Annotated in this window: 19 protein-coding genes and 1 pseudogene; 16 read left to right on the top strand and 4 right to left on the bottom strand. The window is 71.2% G+C overall.

Annotated elements, in window-relative coordinates; translation table 11 throughout:
• Window positions 1-4: 4 nt before the first annotated feature.
• The 14 genes and pseudogenes from folP to FPZ22_RS03250 all read left to right on the top strand — a co-directional run bounded on the left by folP (window position 5) and on the right by FPZ22_RS03250 (window position 11843).
• Window positions 5-901 carry a dihydropteroate synthase gene (gene folP / locus FPZ22_RS03315; RefSeq protein ID WP_144890301.1) on the top strand — a complete coding sequence of 299 codons (897 nt, stop codon included), beginning with the start codon at window positions 5-7 and terminating at the stop codon, window positions 899-901.
• Between the two features lie 63 nt (window positions 902-964).
• Window positions 965-2443 carry a sodium/proline symporter PutP gene (gene putP, locus FPZ22_RS03310; RefSeq protein ID WP_144890299.1) on the top strand — a complete coding sequence of 493 codons (1479 nt, stop codon included), beginning with the start codon at window positions 965-967 and terminating at the stop codon, window positions 2441-2443.
• The gene (miaA, locus tag FPZ22_RS03305; protein WP_144890296.1) at window positions 2433-3401 is read left to right on the top strand and encodes a tRNA (adenosine(37)-N6)-dimethylallyltransferase MiaA; all 969 of its coding nucleotides are present in this window, start codon (window positions 2433-2435) and stop codon (window positions 3399-3401) included. The genes putP and miaA overlap by 11 nt, the downstream gene beginning before the upstream one ends.
• 171 nt (window positions 3402-3572) lie before the next feature.
• Window positions 3573-3857 carry an RNA chaperone Hfq gene (hfq, locus tag FPZ22_RS03300; RefSeq protein ID WP_144890293.1) on the top strand — a complete coding sequence of 95 codons (285 nt, stop codon included), beginning with the start codon at window positions 3573-3575 and terminating at the stop codon, window positions 3855-3857.
• 71 nt (window positions 3858-3928) lie between these two features.
• Window positions 3929-5237, top strand: a pseudogene (hflX, locus tag FPZ22_RS03295) (ribosome rescue GTPase HflX).
• Window positions 5238-5334: 97 nt separating this feature from the next.
• A complete protein-coding gene (gene hflK, locus FPZ22_RS03290; protein ID WP_144890287.1) occupies window positions 5335-6480 on the top strand; it encodes an FtsH protease activity modulator HflK in 1146 nt (381 codons plus the stop codon).
• Entirely contained in the window at window positions 6477-7340 is an 864-nt protein-coding gene (gene hflC / locus FPZ22_RS03285) for a protease modulator HflC (RefSeq protein WP_144890284.1), read from the top strand. Before hflK ends, hflC begins: the two co-directional genes overlap by 4 nt.
• 13 nt (window positions 7341-7353) lie before the next feature.
• The gene (locus FPZ22_RS03280) at window positions 7354-7539 is read left to right on the top strand and encodes a DUF2065 domain-containing protein (protein WP_144890281.1); all 186 of its coding nucleotides are present in this window, start codon (window positions 7354-7356) and stop codon (window positions 7537-7539) included.
• A 106-nt stretch (window positions 7540-7645) separates the two neighbouring features.
• On the top strand, window positions 7646-8938 hold the full coding sequence (locus FPZ22_RS03275) for an adenylosuccinate synthase (RefSeq protein WP_144890278.1): 1293 nt from the start codon (window positions 7646-7648) through the stop codon (window positions 8936-8938).
• Window positions 8939-9059: 121 nt separating this feature from the next.
• Window positions 9060-9566 carry a protein tyrosine phosphatase family protein gene (locus FPZ22_RS03270; RefSeq protein WP_246120918.1) on the top strand — a complete coding sequence of 169 codons (507 nt, stop codon included), beginning with the start codon at window positions 9060-9062 and terminating at the stop codon, window positions 9564-9566.
• Window positions 9567-9721: 155 nt separating this feature from the next.
• Window positions 9722-10438: a hypothetical protein gene (locus tag FPZ22_RS03265; protein WP_144890272.1), complete on the top strand. Its 717-nt coding sequence runs from the start codon at window positions 9722-9724 to the stop codon at window positions 10436-10438.
• Between the two features lie 10 nt (window positions 10439-10448).
• Window positions 10449-11087 (top strand): helix-turn-helix transcriptional regulator, encoded by a 639-nt coding sequence (locus FPZ22_RS03260; RefSeq protein ID WP_144890270.1) that lies wholly within the window; start codon window positions 10449-10451, stop codon window positions 11085-11087.
• 88 nt (window positions 11088-11175) lie between these two features.
• Complete coding sequence (locus FPZ22_RS03255; RefSeq protein WP_144890267.1) at window positions 11176-11484, top strand: hypothetical protein; 309 nt, start codon at window positions 11176-11178, stop codon at window positions 11482-11484.
• Between the two features lie 26 nt (window positions 11485-11510).
• Complete coding sequence (locus FPZ22_RS03250) at window positions 11511-11843, top strand: thioredoxin family protein (RefSeq protein ID WP_144890264.1); 333 nt, start codon at window positions 11511-11513, stop codon at window positions 11841-11843.
• A 37-nt stretch (window positions 11844-11880) separates the two neighbouring features.
• Here the strand turns inward: FPZ22_RS03250 and FPZ22_RS03245 are convergent, their stop codons facing one another.
• Entirely contained in the window at window positions 11881-12639 is a 759-nt protein-coding gene (locus tag FPZ22_RS03245; protein WP_168198919.1) for a spermidine synthase, read from the bottom strand.
• Between the two features lie 203 nt (window positions 12640-12842).
• Here FPZ22_RS03245 and FPZ22_RS03240 point away from each other — a divergent pair, with 203 nt between their 5' ends.
• The gene (locus tag FPZ22_RS03240; protein ID WP_246120917.1) at window positions 12843-13466 is read left to right on the top strand and encodes an HD-GYP domain-containing protein; all 624 of its coding nucleotides are present in this window, start codon (window positions 12843-12845) and stop codon (window positions 13464-13466) included.
• 76 nt (window positions 13467-13542) lie between these two features.
• Window positions 13543-14973, top strand: a complete 1431-nt coding sequence (locus FPZ22_RS03235; RefSeq protein ID WP_144890259.1) for an MFS transporter — start codon at window positions 13543-13545, stop codon at window positions 14971-14973.
• Between the two features lie 23 nt (window positions 14974-14996).
• Here FPZ22_RS03235 and FPZ22_RS03230 read toward each other — a convergent pair whose 3' ends face one another.
• Genes FPZ22_RS03230 through FPZ22_RS03220 form a run of 3 tightly spaced genes read right to left on the bottom strand, consistent with a single transcriptional unit; the run spans window position 14997 to window position 18527 of the window.
• Window positions 14997-16613: a diguanylate cyclase domain-containing protein gene (locus FPZ22_RS03230; RefSeq protein WP_144890256.1), complete on the bottom strand. Its 1617-nt coding sequence runs from the start codon at window positions 16611-16613 to the stop codon at window positions 14997-14999.
• 25 nt (window positions 16614-16638) lie between these two features.
• Window positions 16639-18120, bottom strand: coding sequence for an ATPase domain-containing protein (locus FPZ22_RS03225; protein WP_144890253.1), 1482 nt, complete (start codon window positions 18118-18120; stop codon window positions 16639-16641).
• Window positions 18117-18527, bottom strand: a complete 411-nt coding sequence (locus tag FPZ22_RS03220) for a hypothetical protein (protein WP_144890251.1) — start codon at window positions 18525-18527, stop codon at window positions 18117-18119. The genes FPZ22_RS03225 and FPZ22_RS03220 overlap by 4 nt, the downstream gene beginning before the upstream one ends.
• Window positions 18528-18562 lie beyond the last annotated feature (35 nt).

Raw genomic sequence — 18562 nt, 5'->3', positions numbered from 1 at the left:
CCCGGTGTTCGACACCGTCCCCACCCTGGACTGCGCCGGCCGGCCGCTGCGCCTGGACCGGCCGCGGGTGATGGGCATCGTCAACGTCACCCCGGACTCGTTCTCGGACGGTGGCGACCATTTCGACGCCGATGCCGCCGTGGCCCACGGCCTGCGGCTGGCGGAGGAGGGCGCCGACATCCTCGACGTGGGCGGCGAGTCCACCCGCCCCGGCTCGGAGGAGGTGGGCGCGGAGGAGGAGATCCGCCGCGTCGTGCCCGTCATCGAGCGCCTGGTGCGCGGGACCGCGCTGCCGGTCAGCGTCGATACCTGGCGCCCGGAGACCATGCGCGCGGCCGTGCAGGCCGGTGCCGGCATGATCAACGACATCCGCGCATTGCGCGCCGAGGGCGCGCTGGATGCGGCCGCGGAGCTCGGCGTCCCCGTCGTCCTCATGCACATGCTCGGCGAGCCGCGCTCGATGCAGGAGGCGCCCGAGTACGACGACGTGGTCGGTGAGGTGCACCGCTTCCTCGCCGAGCGCATCTTCGCAGCCGAGATGGCCGGCATCCCGCGCCGGCGGCTGATCGCCGACCCGGGCTTCGGCTTCGGCAAGACCGTGGAGCACAACGTCACCCTGCTGGCGCGGCTCGAGCGCTTCGCGGAACTCGGCGTGCCGGTGCTCGCCGGGCTTTCCCGCAAGCGCAGCATCGGCGCCCTCACCGGCCGCGACGACCCGCGCCAGCGCGTGCACGGCTCGGTGGCCGCTCACCTCATCGCGGCGCAGCGCGGCGCCATGCTGCTGCGCGTGCACGACGTGGCCGCCACGGTCGACGCGCTGAAGGTGCTGGCGGCAGTCGAGGCGGTCCCCGTGCCACGCGCCGCGCAGTCGCCGGGCATGACCATCGACTGGCCCGACTGAGCGCGCGCTCGCGTAAAGTGCCGGCGGTGCACGCCCCGGCCCTCGGGGCCAGGGGGACACCGCATGACCGCAAGCCTGCCGCTGATCGCCACCTTCGCCGGCTACCTGCTGCTGATGATCGGCATCGGCCTGTGGGCATACCGGCGCACGAAGACCTTCGACGACTACATCCTCGGCGGCCGTTCGCTGGGCAGCCTGGTGACGGCGCTCTCGGCGGGCGCCTCGGACATGAGCGGCTGGCTGCTGATGGGCCTGCCCGGCGCGGCATACCTGGGCGGTGTGTCGGAGGGCTGGATCGCCGTAGGGCTGGTGCTCGGGGCCTGGGCGAACTGGCACGTCGTGGCCGGGCCGTTGCGGGTCTACACCGAGCGCGCGAAGAACGCGCTCACGCTGCCGGACTACTTCACCCACCGCTTCGACGACCGCGCGCGCGTGCTGCGGGTGGTGTCGGCGCTGGTGATCCTGGTGTTCTTCGCGGTGTACTGCGCCTCGGGCATCGTCGCCGGCGCCAAGCTGTTCGAAGAAGTGTTCGGGCTGCCGTACGCGCAGGCGCTCTGGTGGGGCGCGGCCGTGACCATCGCCTATACCTTCATCGGGGGTTTCCTGGCGGTCAGCTGGACCGACACCGTGCAGGCGACACTGATGATCTTCGCCCTGCTGCTGGTGCCTGTGATGGTGATCGTGGGCGTCGGCGGGGTGGGAGAGGGCCTGGCGCTGGTGGAGCAGGTGGATCCCTCGCGCCTGGACTGGGTCGGCGCCGGTGGCCTGGTCGCGGTGGTCTCGGCGCTGGCCTGGGGCCTGGGCTACTTCGGCCAGCCGCACATCCTGGCGCGCTTCATGGCCGCCGAGTCGCTGGCCGCGATCCCGCGCGCGCGCCGCATCGGCATGACCTGGATGGTGCTGTGCCTGCTCGGCTCGGTCTCGGTGGGGGTGTTCGGCATCGCCTGGTACGCCGCCCATCCGGAGCTGGTCCTGGTCGATCCCGAGCGCGTGTTCGTGAACCTGTCGCAGCAGCTGTTCAATCCCTGGGTGGCCGGCGTGCTGCTGTCGGCGATCCTGGCCGCCATCATGAGCACGCTCTCCTGCCAGCTGCTTGTGTGCTCCAGCGCGCTGACCGAGGATTTCTACCGCGGTTTCGTCCGCCCGCAGGCCGGGCAGCGTGAACTGGTCTGGTTCGGACGCGCCTCGGTGCTGGCGGTGGCGCTGCTGGCGATCTGGATCGCCCGCGACCCGGAGAGCCGCGTGCTCGGCCTGGTGGCCTATGCCTGGGCCGGCTTCGGCGCCGCCTTCGGACCCGTCGTGCTGCTGTCGCTCACCTGGGCACGCATGACCCGCAACGGCGCGCTCGCCGGCGTGCTCGCGGGCGCGGCCACGGTGGTGCTGTGGAAGCACACCGGCAGCGCGCTGTACGAGATCGTTCCCGGCTTCATCGCCGCTACCGTCGCCGTCATCGTGGTGAGCCTGCTGGGCCGCACCCCGTCGGAGGCCGTGCAGGCGACGCACCGCGAGGTCCGCCGCGAGCTGAAGGAACATGGCTACTGACGCAGCCGCGGAGGACCGGCGCCCGCGCGCGATCGCGCTCATGGGGCCGACGGCCTCGGGCAAGACCGCGCTGGCGCTGGACTGGGCGGAACGCTTCGGCGGCGAGATCGTCAGCGTCGACTCGGCCCTGGTCTACCGCGGCCTGGACATCGGCGCGGCGAAGCCGGATGCCTTCGAGCAGGCCCGCGCACCGCACCACATGCTCGACCTGCGCGACCCGTGGCAGGCGTATTCCGCCGCCGACTTCGCCCGCGACGCGCGCGTCGCCATCGATGGCATCGTCGCCCGCGGCCGCCTGCCGATCCTGGCCGGCGGCACGGGCCTGTACTTCCGTGCGCTGCTGGAGGGGCTGGCGGAGATGCCTGCCGCCGAGCCCGTCGTCCGCGCGGCGATCGGGGCCGAGGCCCGCGAACGCGGCTGGCCCGCGCTGCATGCGGAGCTGGCGCGGGTCGACCCCGCCGCCGCGGCACGCATCGGTCCCGGCGATCCACAGCGCATCCAGCGCGCGCTGGAGGTCTGGCGGGTCAGTGGACGTGCGCTCAGCGACTGGCAGGCCGGCTCCGCCCGGATCCGCCGCCTGCCGCTGAAGGTGCTCAAGGTCGTCGTCGCGCCCGCCGATCGCGCCGTGCTGCACGAACGCATCGCGCGCCGCTTCGACGCCATGCTCGCCGCCGGCTTCCTCGACGAGGTCCGGGCACTGCGTGTGCTTCCCGCCCTGCGCGCGCACCCCGCGCCGCTCGACCTGCCCGCCATCCGCGCCGTCGGCTATCGCCAGGCCTGGGAGCACCTCGACGGCCGCGGCGACGCCGCGGAGTTCCGCCAGCGCGGCATCGCCGCCACCCGCCAGCTGGCCAAGCGCCAGTCCACCTGGCTGCGCGGCGAGCTCGACGCACGCTGGTTCGATCCCGCGACCGGAAGCCGGCAGCTGGCGCGTGCGGTGGCGGATTTCCTCGCATGAGCGATCGGAAGCGTGCCCGGGGGTGCGCCTCGTCACGCGATCGACGCCCGAACCGGCCCCGTGCGGCCCGGGTCGTATAAGATCGGGCCCGTCGCCACCGGGGAGCGGTCAGGCGACGCGGTCCGCCGGGCCGCTGCATCCATAACAACAAGAACCAGTCGGGGAAACCGAATGTCCAAGGGACAGTCCTTGCAGGATCCTTTCCTGAACGCGCTGCGCCGCGAACGCGTGCCGGTGTCGATCTATCTCGTCAACGGCATCAAGCTCCAGGGCACCATCGAGTCCTTCGACCAGTTCGTCGTGCTCCTGCGCAACACTGTCAGCCAGATGGTCTACAAGCACGCCATCTCCACCGTGGTGCCGGCGCGCAACGTGCGCGTGGGCCCGGGCGGCGGCGTGGTCCAGGCCGGCGAGGAGGGTGCCACCGAAGCGGCGGATGGCGACGGAGCCGGATGAGGCTTGCGTCGGCGGCTCCCGGCCCCATGTCAGGGCCATGACACCCGTCCGCCGCCCGCATGCCGACCCAGCTGTTTGAACGTTCCCGGAAGGGGGGAGCACGCCCTGCTGATCCAGCCCCATGCCGGCGGTCCGCCGGACGAGGGCGTGCTGGAGGAGTTCGCAGAACTCGCACGCTCGGCCGGCGCCAGCGTGGCCCACGTGATGCCCGCGCGCATCGACCGCCCGAATCCTGCCACCCTGCTGGGCAGCGGCAAGCTCGACGAGGTCAAGGCCACGGCCGAGGCCACCGGCGCCGACCTGGTGCTGGTCAACCACCCGCTCACGCCCGGCCAGGAGCGCAACCTCGAGAAGTTCCTGGAGCGCCGCGTCGTCGACCGCACCGGCCTGATCCTCGACATCTTCGCGCAGCGCGCGCGCAGCCATGAAGGCAAGCTCCAGGTCGAACTGGCCCAGCTGCGGCACATGGCCACCCGCCTGGTGCGCGGCTGGACCCACCTCGAGCGCCAGCGCGGCGGCTCCATCGGCCTGCGCGGGCCCGGAGAGACCCAGCTCGAGACCGACCGCCGGCTGCTGCAGAAGCGCGTGGACGCACTGCAGAAGCGGCTGGAGAAGGTCGAGGTCCAGCGCGGCCAGATGCGCCGGGCCCGGGTGCGCAGCGAACTGCCGCGGGTGGCGCTGGTGGGTTACACCAACGCCGGCAAATCGACGCTGTTCAACGCCCTGACCGGCGCCGACGCCTATGCCGCCGACCAGCTGTTCGCCACCCTCGATCCCACGGTGCGCAAGATCACGCTGCCGGGCGGACACGTGGTGCTGGCCGACACCGTCGGCTTCGTGCGCGACCTGCCGCACGAGCTGGTGGCGGCGTTCCGCTCCACCCTGAGCGAGGCCCGCGAGGCCGACCTGCTGGTGCACCTGATCGACGCCTCGGACCCGCTGCGCGACGAGCGGGTGGCCCAGGTGGACGAGGTTCTGGCCGAGATCGGCGCCGGCGACATCCCGCAGCTGCTGGTCTACAACAAGATCGATCGCCTGGAGATGCCGCCGCGCCACGACCTGCCGCATGCCAGCGACCACGCCGACGAGGTGGCCGACCGCGAGCGCGTCTGGATCTCGGCCCGCGACCGCACCGGCCTGGACCTGCTGCGCGAGGCCCTGGGCCGCCGCCTGGGTCTGCGCCGGCTGCACGCCGAGCTGCGCCTGCCGTCCGATGCGGGACGTCTGCGCGCGCGCCTGCATGCCATCGACGCGATCCGCGGCGAGTCGCACGACGAGGACGGTTGGACCCTGGACATCGACCTGCCCCTGGCCGACGCCCGCCGCCTGGCGGCACAGGGCGACGGCGCGCCGTTGCGGCCGCTGCTGCCGGCCGTCTGATGCGTTCCCCGCGCGGGCGGACCCGGTGCGTGGACACCCTGTAGAATGTCCCGTCGTCGCCGGCACCCGGCGGCGGGATCCCCAGACTGGAGCCAGCATGGCCTGGAACATCCCCGGCAAGAACAACGACGACCGCGGTTCGGGCCGCGACGGCGGCAATGACCGCCGCCAGAATCCCTGGCCGCCGCGCCGCAGCGGCGGCGGTGGCCGCGGCCGCGGGCCGTTCGACGGCATCCTGGAGCAGCTCCGCGGCCTGTTCGGCGGTGGCGGTGGCAATCCGCTGCGCTGGATCGGCATCGTCTTCGCGCTGTGGCTGGCCTTCAACTGCTTCGTGCTGGTCGGCGAGCAGGACCGCGGCGTGGTGCTGCGCTTCGGCAAGTTCGCCCGCGTCATGCAGCCGGGCCCGAACTTCAAGCTGCCGTGGCCGATCGAGAGCGTCACCAAGATCAACACCACCGGCGTGCGCACCTTCAGCAACAGCCTGCCGGTGCTGACCCGCGACGAGAACATCGTCACCGTGTCGTTCAACGTGCAGTACCGCATCAGCGACCCGCAGATGTACCTGTTCGGCTCGCGCGACGCCGACCGAGTGCTCGAGCAGGTGGCGCAGAGCGCCGTGCGCGAGCAGATCGGCCGCTCCAACCTGGACTCCGCGCTCAACGCCCGCGGCCCGCTGTCGGCCGCCGCGGCCACCTCGCTGCAGGCCTCGCTGGAGACCTATCGCACCGGCCTGATCGTGACCGAGCTCAGCCTGCAGGACGCGCGCCCGCCGGAAGCGGTCAAGCCCGCCTTCGACGAGGTCAACAGCGCGCAGCAGATGAACGAGCGCCTGGTGAACGAAGCCCGGGCCTACGCCGCCCGCATCGTTCCCGAGGCCCGCGGCCAGGCGCAGCGCGTACGCACCACCGCCGAGGGCTACAAGACCGCCGCCGTGGCCCGCGCCACCGGTGACGCCGAACGCTTCACCCTGCTGGTCGACGAGTACCGCAAGGCGCCGGAGGTCACCCGCAAGCGCCTGTGGCTGGAGACCGTGGAGGAAGTGCTGGCCGACAACCGCACCGTGGTCGGCGGCGACGGCCGCCAGCTGATCTATGTGCCGATGCCCGGGCAGGGCGCCGCGCAGCCGCCGCTGCTGACCCCCGACATGGTGTCGCCGTCCCCCGACGCGCGCCCCGAATCCGAGCCGGTGCCCGCGGCGACCGGCAACCTGCCGCGCCCGCCGCGTGAGGGAGCCATCCGATGAAGCCGCAACTGATCGTCCCCATCGTCCTGGTCGTGCTGCTGGGCCTGCTCGGCTCGGTGTTCGTGGTCCGCGAGGGCCAGGTCGGCCTGGTGCTGAACCTCGGCCGCGTCGCCCGCACCGACCTCGGGCCGGGCCTGCACTTCAAGATCCCGCTGGTCGAGAGCGCGCGCGTGTTCGACCGCCGCTTCACCGCCAACGAGTTCCCGCCCGAGCGCTCGCTGACCTCGGAGCGCAAGGACGTGAGCGTGGACTTCGTCGCCATCGGCTTCATCGTCGATGCGGCGGACTTCTACCGCGCGACCGGCGGCAACGAGGAGCTGGTCACCGACCGTCTGGCGCCGATCATCAAGGAATCGCTGCGCAACGAGATCAACTCGCAGACGCTGACCCAGCTGGTCTCGGGCAACCGCGCCGAGCTGATCGACCGCCAGCTGCCCGGCATCAACGAAGGTGCGCGCACGCTGGGCATGCAGGTGGTCGACATCCGCTTCAAGCAGATCGACCTGCCCACCGACAGCGAAGTGATCGGCCAGGTCTACGACCGCATGCGCGCCGAGCGCCGCCAGGTGGCGGCCGCGCTGCGCGCCGAGGGCGAGGAACAGGCGCGCATCGTCCGCGCCGAGGCCGACCGCGAGCAGACGGTGCTGCTGGCCGAGGCCGAGCGCGATGCGCAGAAGCTGCGCGGCGAGGGCGATGCCGAGGCCACCCGCATCTATGCCGAGGCGGCCAACCGCGACCCCGCGTTCTTCGCCTTCCAGCGCAGCCTGAACGCCTATCGCCGTGCCTTCGAGTCCGGCGACGCGGTCATGGTCCTGGAGCGCAACGACCCGTTCCTCCAGTACCTGCGCAGCGACCGCTGAGCCGGGCGCGGCCATGAAGGAACTGTGGTCGGCGCTGTGCCTGGTGGCGGTGCTGGAAGGGCTGCTGCTGTTCGTCGCCCCGCGCGCATGGAAGAGCGCCGTGGCGCAGATGCTGGGCACGCCTGACGGGCGCTTGCGCACCATCGGCGGCGTGGTCGCGGCCGGCGGTCTGCTGGCGCTGATGCTGGTGCGCGGGTGAGGCACGGGCGGGGGTGGATGCCCCCGCGCGACCGGCTCCTGTAGAATGCCGAAAAGCCGGATCGGGGGCCGTCCCCGCCGGCTTTTCGTCTGTCAGGAGCGTGGAAATGGGTCAGTCGGTGGTGGTGCTGGGAGCCCAGTGGGGCGACGAGGGCAAGGGCAAGATCGTCGACCTGCTGACGCAGGACATCGGCGGCGTGGTGCGGTTCCAGGGCGGCCACAACGCCGGCCATACGCTGGTGATCGGCGGCAGGAAGACCGTTCTGCACCTGATTCCCTCCGGCATCCTGCGCGAGGACGCGCTGTGCCTGATCGGCAACGGCGTGGTGCTGAGCCCGGCGGCGCTGATGAAGGAGATCGCCGAGTTGGAGGAAGCGGGCGTGGAAGTGCGCTCGCGACTGCGGATCAGTCCGGCGACGCCGCTGATCATGCCGTACCACATCGCACTGGACCAGGCGCGCGAGAAGGCCGCCGGCGGCAGGGCCATCGGCACCACCGGCCGCGGCATCGGCCCGGCCTACGAGGACAAGGTCGCGCGCCGCGGCATCCGCGTGGCCGACCTGCATTACCCGAAGCAGCTGGAAGAGCTGTTGCGCACCGCGCTCGACTACCACAACTTCGTGCTGACCCGGTACCTGGACGCGGACGCGATCGACTTCCAGCAGACCTATGACGAGGCCCTGGCCTTCGGCGACTACGTGGAGCCGATGAAGTCCGACGTCGCCGGCATCCTCCACGACCTGCGCAAGCAGGGGAAGAAGGTGCTGTTCGAAGGCGCGCAGGGCTCGCTGCTCGACATCGACCACGGCACGTATCCGTACGTCACCAGCTCCAACACCACCGTCGGCGGCGCGCTGGCCGGCACCGGCGTGGGCGCGGACGCGATCGATTACGTGCTGGGCATCTGCAAGGCCTACGCCACGCGCGTGGGCGGCGGTCCGTTCCCGACCGAGCTCGACGACGAGGTGGGCCAGCGCCTGCGTGACCGTGGCCAGGAATACGGCGCCACCACCGGCCGTCCGCGCCGCTGCGGCTGGATCGACATCGTCGCGCTGAAGCGCGCGGTGGCGATCAACGGCATCAACGGCCTGTGCATCACCAAGCTCGACGTCCTGGACGGCTTCGACACGCTGAAGATGTGCATCGGCTACCAGTACCGCGGCAAGCGCACCGAGTATGCGCCGCTGGACGCGCAGGGCTGGGCCGAGTGCGAGCCGGTGTACCTGGAGTTCCCGGGCTGGACCGAGGACACCCACGGCATCACCGAATGGGACAGGCTGCCGCCGGCGGCGCGCGCCTACCTGCGCGCGCTGGAGGAGCTGGCGGGCTGCCCGCTGTCGATCGTGAGCACCGGTCCGGACCGGGAGCACACGATGGTGCTGCAGGATCCCTTCGCCTGAGGAATTGCGCATGCGGGCAGGCCATGCCGTCGTCGGGATCGTACTGGTGGCAGCTCTCGCCGCCGCGGGCGCGGGCTGCGCGTTGCAGGCCGGCCGGCAGGGCGGCGCGGAGGTGACAGGCATGGAAGAAGCGGTCGCGGCCTCGGCCCTGGAAGGCTTCGCGAATCCCGCCGAGGGGATCCACTCCGGCGGCCGGATCTCGGCCGCCGACCTGCCCGCCCTGGGCGCCGCGGGCGTGCGCCACGTCATCGACCTGACCGCGGACGGGGAAACGCCGGACTTCGACGAGGCCGCGGCGGTGCGCGCCGCGGGCATGCGCTACGACAACCTGCCCGTCCGTGGTGCAGAGGGTCTCACCCGGGAGAACGTGGTCGCGTTCGACCGGCTGCTGGAAGGCATCGACGGGCCGACCCTCGTGCACTGCGCGAGCGGCAATCGCGTCGGTGCGCTGGCCGCGCTGCGGGCGGCGTGGCTGGATGGTGCCGACGACGAGGCCGCCGTGGCCGAAGGCCGGCGCTGGGGCCTGCGCGGGCTGGAAGGCGAGGTGCGCGGGCGGCTGCAGCGGGAGCGCTGCCTGGCGACGGCACGGGGCGAAGAAGCGCTGGCGCGCTGTGCGGCGGGTGGGTGAAAGCGGCCGGCCGCCTCTTCCCGCGCTTGCCGAACGGCGATGCAGGGTCGTCAAATCCGCAGCGCGCGCGCTTTACACATATGAAAATGTAAAACATGGTTCCAGGATCGAGGATGTGCATCTGTCGCAATCCGCGACGCATCCGGGAGCCTCCCATGTACACGCCAGCCACAACGCTAGCCCTCGCCCTCGCGCTTGCCCTCGCGGGCTGCAACCAGGCGCCACCGCAGGAAGAAGCCACCGCGGCCGCCGACCTCGCGGCAGCCGACGCGGTGGCGGACGCCTCCGTCGCGCTTGAACCGTCCCCCGCGGCCGCTGCCGGTGCCAACGACGTGGCCGCGCCGCAGCTGCAGGCAACGATGCGCGAGCTCTGGCATGGCCACATCGTGCATGCCCGCGACTACGCGCTGGCAATGCACGCGGGCAACGCGTCCGACGCCGCGGCCGCTGCCGACGCCGTGGTCGAGAACGCCAGGCAGATCAGCAACGCGGTGGCCGGCTTCTATGGTGATGCCGCCGGCGGCCGGATGCTGACCCTGCTCGGCGGCCACTGGGGCGCGGTGAAGGCCATGACCGACGGCCGCACGGCCGGGAACGCCGACGCGGCGGCCAAGGCGATGGACGACCTCACCGCCAACGCCGGCGAGATCGCGGGCTTCCTGGCGGGCGCCAACCCGAACTGGCCCGAAGACACGCTCAAGGGCATGCTGCTGGCCCACGGAGCGCACCATTCGAAGCAGGTGGACCTGATCCTTGCCGGTGACACCGCGGGCGAGGCGGCCGAGTGGACGGCGATGCAGTCGCACATGGACATGATCGCCGACGCGCTCGCCGCCGGCATTGCCAAGCAGTTCCCCGACAAGGCCAGCTGAGGCCACGACGATGCAGGGACTTTCGCAGTTCGGCGACACCCGGCAGCGGCTGCTGAGGCAGCTGCTGCTGGCCCGGGACGGGGCGGGCGTCGAAGAGCTGTGCGAGCGCCTGCGCGTCAGCCACAACGCCGTGCGCCAGCACCTCACGCCGCTGATCGTCCACGGCCTGGTGGAACGCGTCGAGCCCCGGGCCACCGGCGGCCGACCGCAGGCGCGCTATGCGCTGACGGCCGCGGGGCGCGAACTGTTCCCGCGCAACTATGGCGCGATCGCCGCGGCGCTCATCTCCCAGCTGCTCGAGCGCATGGGCGAGGAGGAGATGGGCGCGATGCTGCAGGAGCTCGGGGCGACGGTGGCCGCCACCCAGGCCTCGATGCGCTCCGAAAACGGCGAGGCCCTGGCGCGCGCGCTGGCGCAGCGGCTCGACGCGCTCGGCTACGAGGCCCTGCCGGCCAGGCACGACGACGACTGGCAGGTCGAGGCCTTCAACTGCGTCTTCCACGGACTGGCCAGGCAGCATCCGCAGGTCTGCAGGTTCGATCTCGCCTACATGGAGGCGGCCACGGGGAGGCGTGTGCACCACATGGAGTGCATGGTGCGGGGCGGGAAGGTTTGCCGGTTCAGGCTGGGGCAGGTGGCGGGGAGTTGACCACGATGCGGGCTTTGCCGACTTCACGACCGCCCGACACCTGCGGCGGGATGCTGAATGCCCCGGTCAAGGCTGCAGGCAGGGCGCCGTGCATCTCGTCGAGATCTTCCTCCCGCTCCGCGACCACGCCGGCACCGCCTTCCCGAAGACGCTCTACGACACCGTACGCACCGAGCTGGCCGATCTGCACGGCGGCGTCACCGCCTTCACCCGCGCGCCGGCGACGGGGCTGTGGGAAGACGACGAAGGCGACGTGCAGCGCGATGACGTGGTGCTGTTCGAGGTGATGGTCGACAACGTCGACCACGCCTGGTGGCGCGGCTACCGAGAAGCGCTGGAATCGCGCTTCCGCCAGGACGAGGTTCTGGTGCGCGCGACGGCGGTGGAGCGGCTGTGATCCCACCCGGAGCCATGGAGCCGGAGATGTCCGCTTACGCATCCGACTATCTCGCCACCGAGCCCGCCCGCGACGACGTCGACGCGATGGAGGGCACGCTCCTGCTCGAGTTCGGCGCCCCCTGGTGTGGCCACTGCCAGGCGGCGCAGGCGAGCATCCGCCGACTGCTGGCCGGCAGCCGCAACGTGACCCACCTCAAGGTCGAGGACGGGCGGGGGCGGCCGTTGGGGCGCTCGCTGGCCGTCAGGCTCTGGCCGACGCTGGTGGTGATGCGCTCGGGGATGGAGCTGGCGCGCGTGGTGCGCCCGGTGTCCGATGCCGACCTGGAGCCGCTGCGCGACGCGCTGGCGCGGATCTGAGCGCGCCAGCGGTCGCGGATGCGTGTCCGCGCGGAGATCAGGCCTTGCGCGCGCTCAGGAACGTCCAGAGGTCGCGGTACGATGGCACCAGCACGTCCTGCTCGCAGCGTTCGTTGAAGTGTTCGTCCACCGCCGCGCGGATCAGCGGCAGGACTTCGCGGCGGGTGGCGCGGTCGGCGGCGTCCTCCCGGCCGTGGCCGCAGCACTGCATGCTCAGCATGCCGCCGGGGCGCAGGGCGCGGGCGATGTGGCCGATGATCCGGGTGATGAAGTCGGCGCGCGTCTGGCCTTCGCGCACCGGGTCCATGGTCAGGTCGTAGATGACCGCGTCGAGGTCGCGGGCCTTGGCGATCCAGGCGAAGGCGTCGCCGGTGACGACGTGGGCATGCGGGCTGTCGAAGGCATCGCCGCACAGCACCGGCAGGTGTTCGCGCGAGAGCTCCATCACCCGCGGGTCGATCTCGATCATGGTCAGCTCGGATGGCAGAGCGTCCAGCGGTTCGAGCGTGCGGATCAGTTCGTTGAGCACGCCGCCATCGCCCCCGCCGAGGATGGCGACGCGCTCGAGGCGACGCAGGGCCAGCAACGGGCTGGCCATGGCCACGCCGTAGGCGGTGTCGGATTCGGAGATCTGGAGGTCGTCGTCGAGGAAGAGCTGCGCGCCATAGCGGGGATGGCGGTTGACGACGGCGTGCTGGAGGCCGGTGTGCTCGTCGGCGAGCAGGGAGGTCGCGTCCGGAAGGGATGGTGCGGGATGCGGGCGGAAACCGGCGCTGAGGCCGTTGAATGCGTGCAATCTGGGTTCCTGATGATGGATGTGGGTACCCATGCTCGGCAATCGCGCCGTTGGCTTCAAGTCACGGCCCGCAGCGTATTGATTCCGGTCAGTCCGCATCGCTCGCAACGCGGTTATATTTCTCGCAGGCGGATCGCCTGGGAAGCGGGCCGCCGATGTCGATGGAAACACATGTTCGATCAATGACGCAGGGGGCTGTTCGCGTGCGCCCGCGGGATGAAGTGCGGGAGGCCGGGATGATCGGCGGTTCTTCAGGTCCGCGCGGTGCGCTGAGCACGGCGCTGTACCTGCGCGATCCGTATACGCAGGAGCACGGTGGCCGGGTCGAACTCCTCTGCGTCGCGCTGGCGCGCTGCTGCGGCACGGACGAGGCGGAAATCGGCACCCTGCGCGCCGCCGCGCGCCTGCACGACATCGGCAAGATCGGCATCCCCGATCATGTCCTGCTGAAGCCCGGCAGGCTGGATGCCTCCGAACTCGAGATCATGAGGCGCCACGCCGGTGCCGGCGCGCGCATCTGCGAACAGCTGGATCGCGCGGATGCCGCGATGCTCGCCAGGTTGGTGCGCCACCACCACGAATGGTTCGACGGCAGCGGCTATCCCGACGGGCTCGGGGGCGAGGACATCCCCTTGGGCGCGCGGATCATCGGCGTGGTCGACAGCTACGATGCCATGACCTCGCAGCGCCCGTACCAGCCGCGGCGCACGCATGCGGAAGCGATGGAGATCATGCACGGCGAGCGGGGCATCAAGAGCGATCCGTCGGTATTCGACCGTTTCGCAAGGATGATGGAGGCGCAGGGTCCGCGGGACCATTCCGGTTGATCCCGGGTCGGCCGCTCACGCCGCCCGCCCGCCGGAAGGGCGACAATGCTCCGCTGTCCGCCGCACGCGAGCCGCCTTGCCCCCGCACCGCCTCATCCCCCTGATCATCGCCACCGCGCTGTTCATCGAGAACATGGACTCGACGGCGATCTCCACCTCGCTGCCGCAGATCGCGGCGGACCTGGGCGTGGAGCCGGTGGCGCTCAAGCTCGCGCTCACCACCTACATGCTGGCGCTGGCGGTGTTCATTCCCGTCAGCGGCTGGGTCGCGGACCGCTTCGGTGCGAAGCCGGTGTTCATGTCCGCCATCGGCGTGTTCCTCCTGGGGTCGCTGGGCTGCGCCGCCAGCGACGGGCTCGGCCAGCTGGTGGTCGGCCGCTTCGTGCAGGGCATAGGCGGGGCGATGATGGTGCCGGTGGGGCGGTTGGTGCTGCTGCGCAGCGTGGAGAAGTCCGAGCTGGTGCGCGCGCTGAGCTGGCTCACGATCCCGGCGCTGCTGGGGCCGATGCTGGGGCCGGTGCTGGGCGGCGCGATCACGACCTACGCGGACTGGCGCTGGATCTTCCTCATCAACATCCCGATGGGCCTGCTGGGCATCTGGCTGGCCTACCGGCATATCCCGATGCTGAAGCAGCCGGTGGGGCCGCTGGACTGGCGGGGCTTCCTGTTGTCCGCCGGCGGCCTGGTACTGGCGATGTCGGGGCTGGCGGCGATCGGTTCCGCGCTGGTGCCCAGGGCCGTGATCGCCGGCTGCATCCTGGCCGGTGGCGCCCTGATCGCCGCCTATGTGTGGCATGCGCGCCGGCACCCGCATCCGCTGCTGCGGCTGGACCTGTTCCGGGTGCCGACGTTCCGGGTGGGCGTGCTCGGCGGTTCGCTGTTCCGCATCGGCACCGGTGCCACGCCCTTCCTGCTGCCACTGATGCTGCAGATGGCCTTCGGCCTCGATCCGTTGGAATCGGGGCTGGTCACCTTCACGTCCACTGCCGGCGCGATGGTGATGAAGGCGGTCGCGCCGCGCATCATCCATCGTTTCGGCTTCCGGCCGGTGCTGGTCTGGAACGGGCTGGTGGCGTCGCTGATGCTCTGCGGCTTCGGCCTGTTCCGCGCCGACACGCCCTATCCGCTGATGGTGGGCGTGCTGCTGGCCAGCGGCTTCTTCCGCTCGCTGCAGTTCACCAGCATCAACGCCGTGGCCTATGCCGACATCGACCAGGCGCGGATGAGCCAGGCCAGCAGCCTGGCGGCGATGGCGCAGCAGCTGTCGCTGGCCCTGGGCGTGACCATCGGCGGATTCGCGCTCAGCGCGGCGGGGCGGCTGACCGGCCAGCCCGGCAATGCCGCGATCAACTTCACCTTCGCCTTCCTCACTGTGGGCCTGATCTCGCTGGCCTCGATGCGGCAGATGCGCCGGCTCGCGCCCGACGCGGGCGCCGACATGGCGGGCCGCGCCGAAGCCGGGCGCGAAGTGGCCGAGCCGAAGGTGGAGGCGCGGCCGCAGAACTGAGCCCCCCACCCACCGGCCTGCCCTCAGGCAGCGACCGGAAGCGTGACCACGAAGCTGCTCCCCAGGCCCGGGCCGTCGCTGCTGCCCACGACCGTTCCGCCGTGCGCCTCCACCAGCTCGCGCACGATCGCCAGGCCGATGCCGAGTCCGCCGGGGCGCAGCGCCGCCGCGGTGCGGTCCTGCACGAACATGTCGAAGATGCGCCGCAGGGCGTCGGCGGGGATCCCGATGCCGGTGTCGTGGACGCTCACCGTGATCGCGTCCGGCGAGCGCACCGCGACCAGGCGGACGCTCCCTCCCTCCGGGGTGTACTTCGAGGCGTTGTCGAGCAGGTTGGTGAACACCTGCACCAGGCGGGTGTGGTCTCCGGTGAGCGGCATGGCATCGTCGGGCGGCAGCTCCACGACCAGCTGCTGCCGCCGCGACTCCATCGCCGGGCGGCAGCTCGCCGTTGCGGCTTCCAGCACGCGGGCGAGCGCGGCCTCTTCACGCTGCAGGCTGAGCTTGCCACTGACCACGCGCGACCCGTCGACAAGATCGTCGACCAGGCGCGCGATGTGCAGGACTTCCTCTTCGATGATGTCGCGCAGCCGGGTGAAGCGCACCAGGTCGTCGCGCGCTTCGCCGAGCATGCCGGCGGCGATCCGGATGGGGGTCAGGGGATTGCGCAGCTCGTGCGCGGCCGCAGCCATCGATCCCAGCGCCCGTGCGTGCGCTTCCAGTGCGCGTGTTTCCTGTGCCTGCGCATGCAGGGCGGAGACCACCAGCGCGCTGTTGGCTTCCTGCAGGGCGGCCTGCCGCGCCCGGGTACCGGCAGGCCCGGGCAGCCGCTGGTCCTCGCCATCATCCGGGGCCAGGGGCGCAGCCATCGGCCGGCCATCGGCTCCGCGCTCGATCGCGTGGCAGAACTCGTAGCCCCCCGGCCCCCGTCGCTTGGCGCGATACATCGCGGCATCCGAACACGCGATGAGGCCGGCCTCATCGGTGGCATCGTCCGGATAGAACGCGATCCCCAGACTGGCCGACAGCTCGATCACATGGCCGGCGATCGTTTCCGGCCTGGCCATGACATCCAGCAGGTGCTCCACGATGCCCGGCACGTCGTCTGTCGATGCCAGGTCTTCGAGCAGCACGAGGAATTCCTCGCCACCGAAGCGCCCCACGGTGTCGGTCTCCCGCAGGTTCGATTCCAGCCGGCGCGCCATGGACTGCAGGACCTGGTCGCCGACGGGGTGGCCGTAGCTGTCGTTGATCTCCTTGAAGCGGTCGACGTCGATGAACAGCACCGCCAGCTGCGCCTGCCGCCGCTGCGCGGAGGCCAGGGCCAGGTGCAGGCGTTCGAGCATCGAGGTCCGGTTGGGAAGGTCGGTCAGCGGATCGCGTTCGCCAGCGCGCGCGGCCTCGTCGCGGTGGCGCTCGGCCGCCTCGGCGACGGCCTGTGCCCGCAGGGCCGCCAGCACCAGCTGCTCGTTGGCTTCGAGCAGGTCATTGCCACTGCTCGGCGGTGCGCGATCGCGCAGGGTGGCGAGCACCTTCTGCAGGCCGGCGACCTCCGCGCGCAGCTGTACCGCGTGGGCCTCGAGCGTGGCCAGCGACTGCGTCGCCGCCGCGCGCCGCGAACCGGGCTCCGGCCCGGTCACGTCAAGCGCACCTGCGGCGGCGCGTTCATCCCGGCGCCGCGCCCGCCGGCGCGGGCCTGGTCACGCGCATGGGGTGGCCACCCAGCAGGCCCTCATGGCCTGCGAGGCGTTCGCCCAGCTGCAGGCCGTCGTCGTCGATGTCGAACAGGCGCAGATCGTGCGAGTGCGCGCTGCCACGGACCTTGACCACGGCAAGCACCCGCTGGAGCCGGCTGTCCACTTCGATGTAGCGCTGGACGATGATCGCGTCGGTGAGGAAGGCGGTGCCGTAGGGGCTGAAGCTCAGCTCGTCGTAGCGGTCCTCGAGCTCGGACGTCATCAGCACCGTGGCGCCGGTGTCCGCCAGCGCCGAAACCAGGCGCGACAGCGATTCGCGGAAGTCGTCGCGGAAGGTCGGCGCGAGCGCGAGTTCGAAGCCCGACAGCGAATCGATGACCACGCGCGTCGCCTTCAGCCGCTGCACCTCCTCGATCAGGAGCACGGCGATCTCGTCCACCGACAGCGTCGGCCCCATGGTGTCGATGACGCCGATGCGGTCGGCTTCGATCAGGCCGGCGATCAGCGGGCCGCGCGATTGCCGCGAGCGCTGCTCGAAGGCGGCGATCACGCCGGTCTCGCCGCGGCGCGCGCCTTCGGCAAGGAAGGCCGAGGCGAGGATGGTCTTGCCCGAGCCCGACGGCCCTGCCACCAGCAGCGAATAGCCGCGCGGCAACCCGCCGCCCATCATCTCGTCCAGTCCCGGGATGCCGACGCTGCGCCGGTCCTGCAGCGGCGGGACCGCGCCCGGCACGGCCGCCGGCGTGGTGCGCGGCGGCGCGAACACCCGGAGCCCGGCCCCGGTGATGCGGAAGCTGTGCAGCCCCGGCAGGGTCGGCTGCCCGCGCATCTTCACGATTTCCATCTTGCGCACCACCGAGTTGCGCTGCGCGCTCTGGCTCAGCCAGATCAGGCCGTCGGCCACGGTGAAGATGGGGTTGGGATCGGCGTCGCTGAAGTACTCGCCCAGCAGGAAGGTCGTCGCCTCCCAGCCCGTCAGCAGGATGCCCAGGCGCTGGATGAACTCCTGCAGCGTCAGGAAGGTGTCGCCCGCGCCCTGGCTGGCGAGGATCACCGAGCGGAACGAATCCACGAACACGAAGCCGGGTGCATGGGTGCGCACCGCGTCCACGATGCGCGCGAGCACCTTGTCCAGGTTGCCGTTGACGGTGTCGTCGGCGAGGTTGACGAAGCGGATCGAGGAGTTGATGCGCGCGGGATCGAAGAACTCGAACTGCTGCTGGTAGCGCAGCATCTTCAGCGCCGGCTCGCCGAGCACGGTGAAATACAGCGCCGGCCGCTCCGGCGTCGCCATCGCGAACATCATCTGGTGCGCGAGGGTGGTCTTTCCGGCGCCCGGGGAGCCTGCGATGAGGTTGAAGGAGAACTCCGGGATGCCGCCGCCAAGAATGTCGTCGAGGCCCTTGACGCCGGTGGGCAGGCGCCGGATGGTCGCGTTCCTGGTGCTCATGGGGCAGTGTCCTGTCGGGTAGGGCTGGCGGACGGGACGTCCCAGACCGGCTGCAGCAAGCGTTCGGTGAGCGATGCGCCAATCAAGGTGACCAGCAGGCGGTCGAAGGTTTCGAAGAGGATGGCGATCGCCGCGATGGCGTCGTCCTGCCTCTGGTTGGAGGCGGCGGCAGCGAGCAGGGAAAAGCCGGGCAGTCCGTCGTCGGCATCCGCGCCACGCGCCTGCTCCAGCCACTTGTGCTGCGCGGACGCGAGGTGCAGGGCGCGCTCGTACAGCGCGGACATGCCGCGCTGGCCGATGATGGGAACGAGGGCGTGCGCCACTCCGGTCCACAGCGAGACCGTCCGGGCGCAGATGGCTTCCGTGCCGCGCCCTTCGGCCGCGATGTCGCGCAGCACGCTGTCCACTTGGTGCACTTGGGCTTGCATGTGCCGCCTGATGC

Origin of the sequence: Luteimonas granuli (assembly GCF_007795095.1) — a bacterium.
GTDB classification, from domain to species: Bacteria; Pseudomonadota; Gammaproteobacteria; order Xanthomonadales; family Xanthomonadaceae; genus Luteimonas; species Luteimonas granuli.
This window is presented reverse-complemented; position numbering and strand designations above follow the sequence as displayed.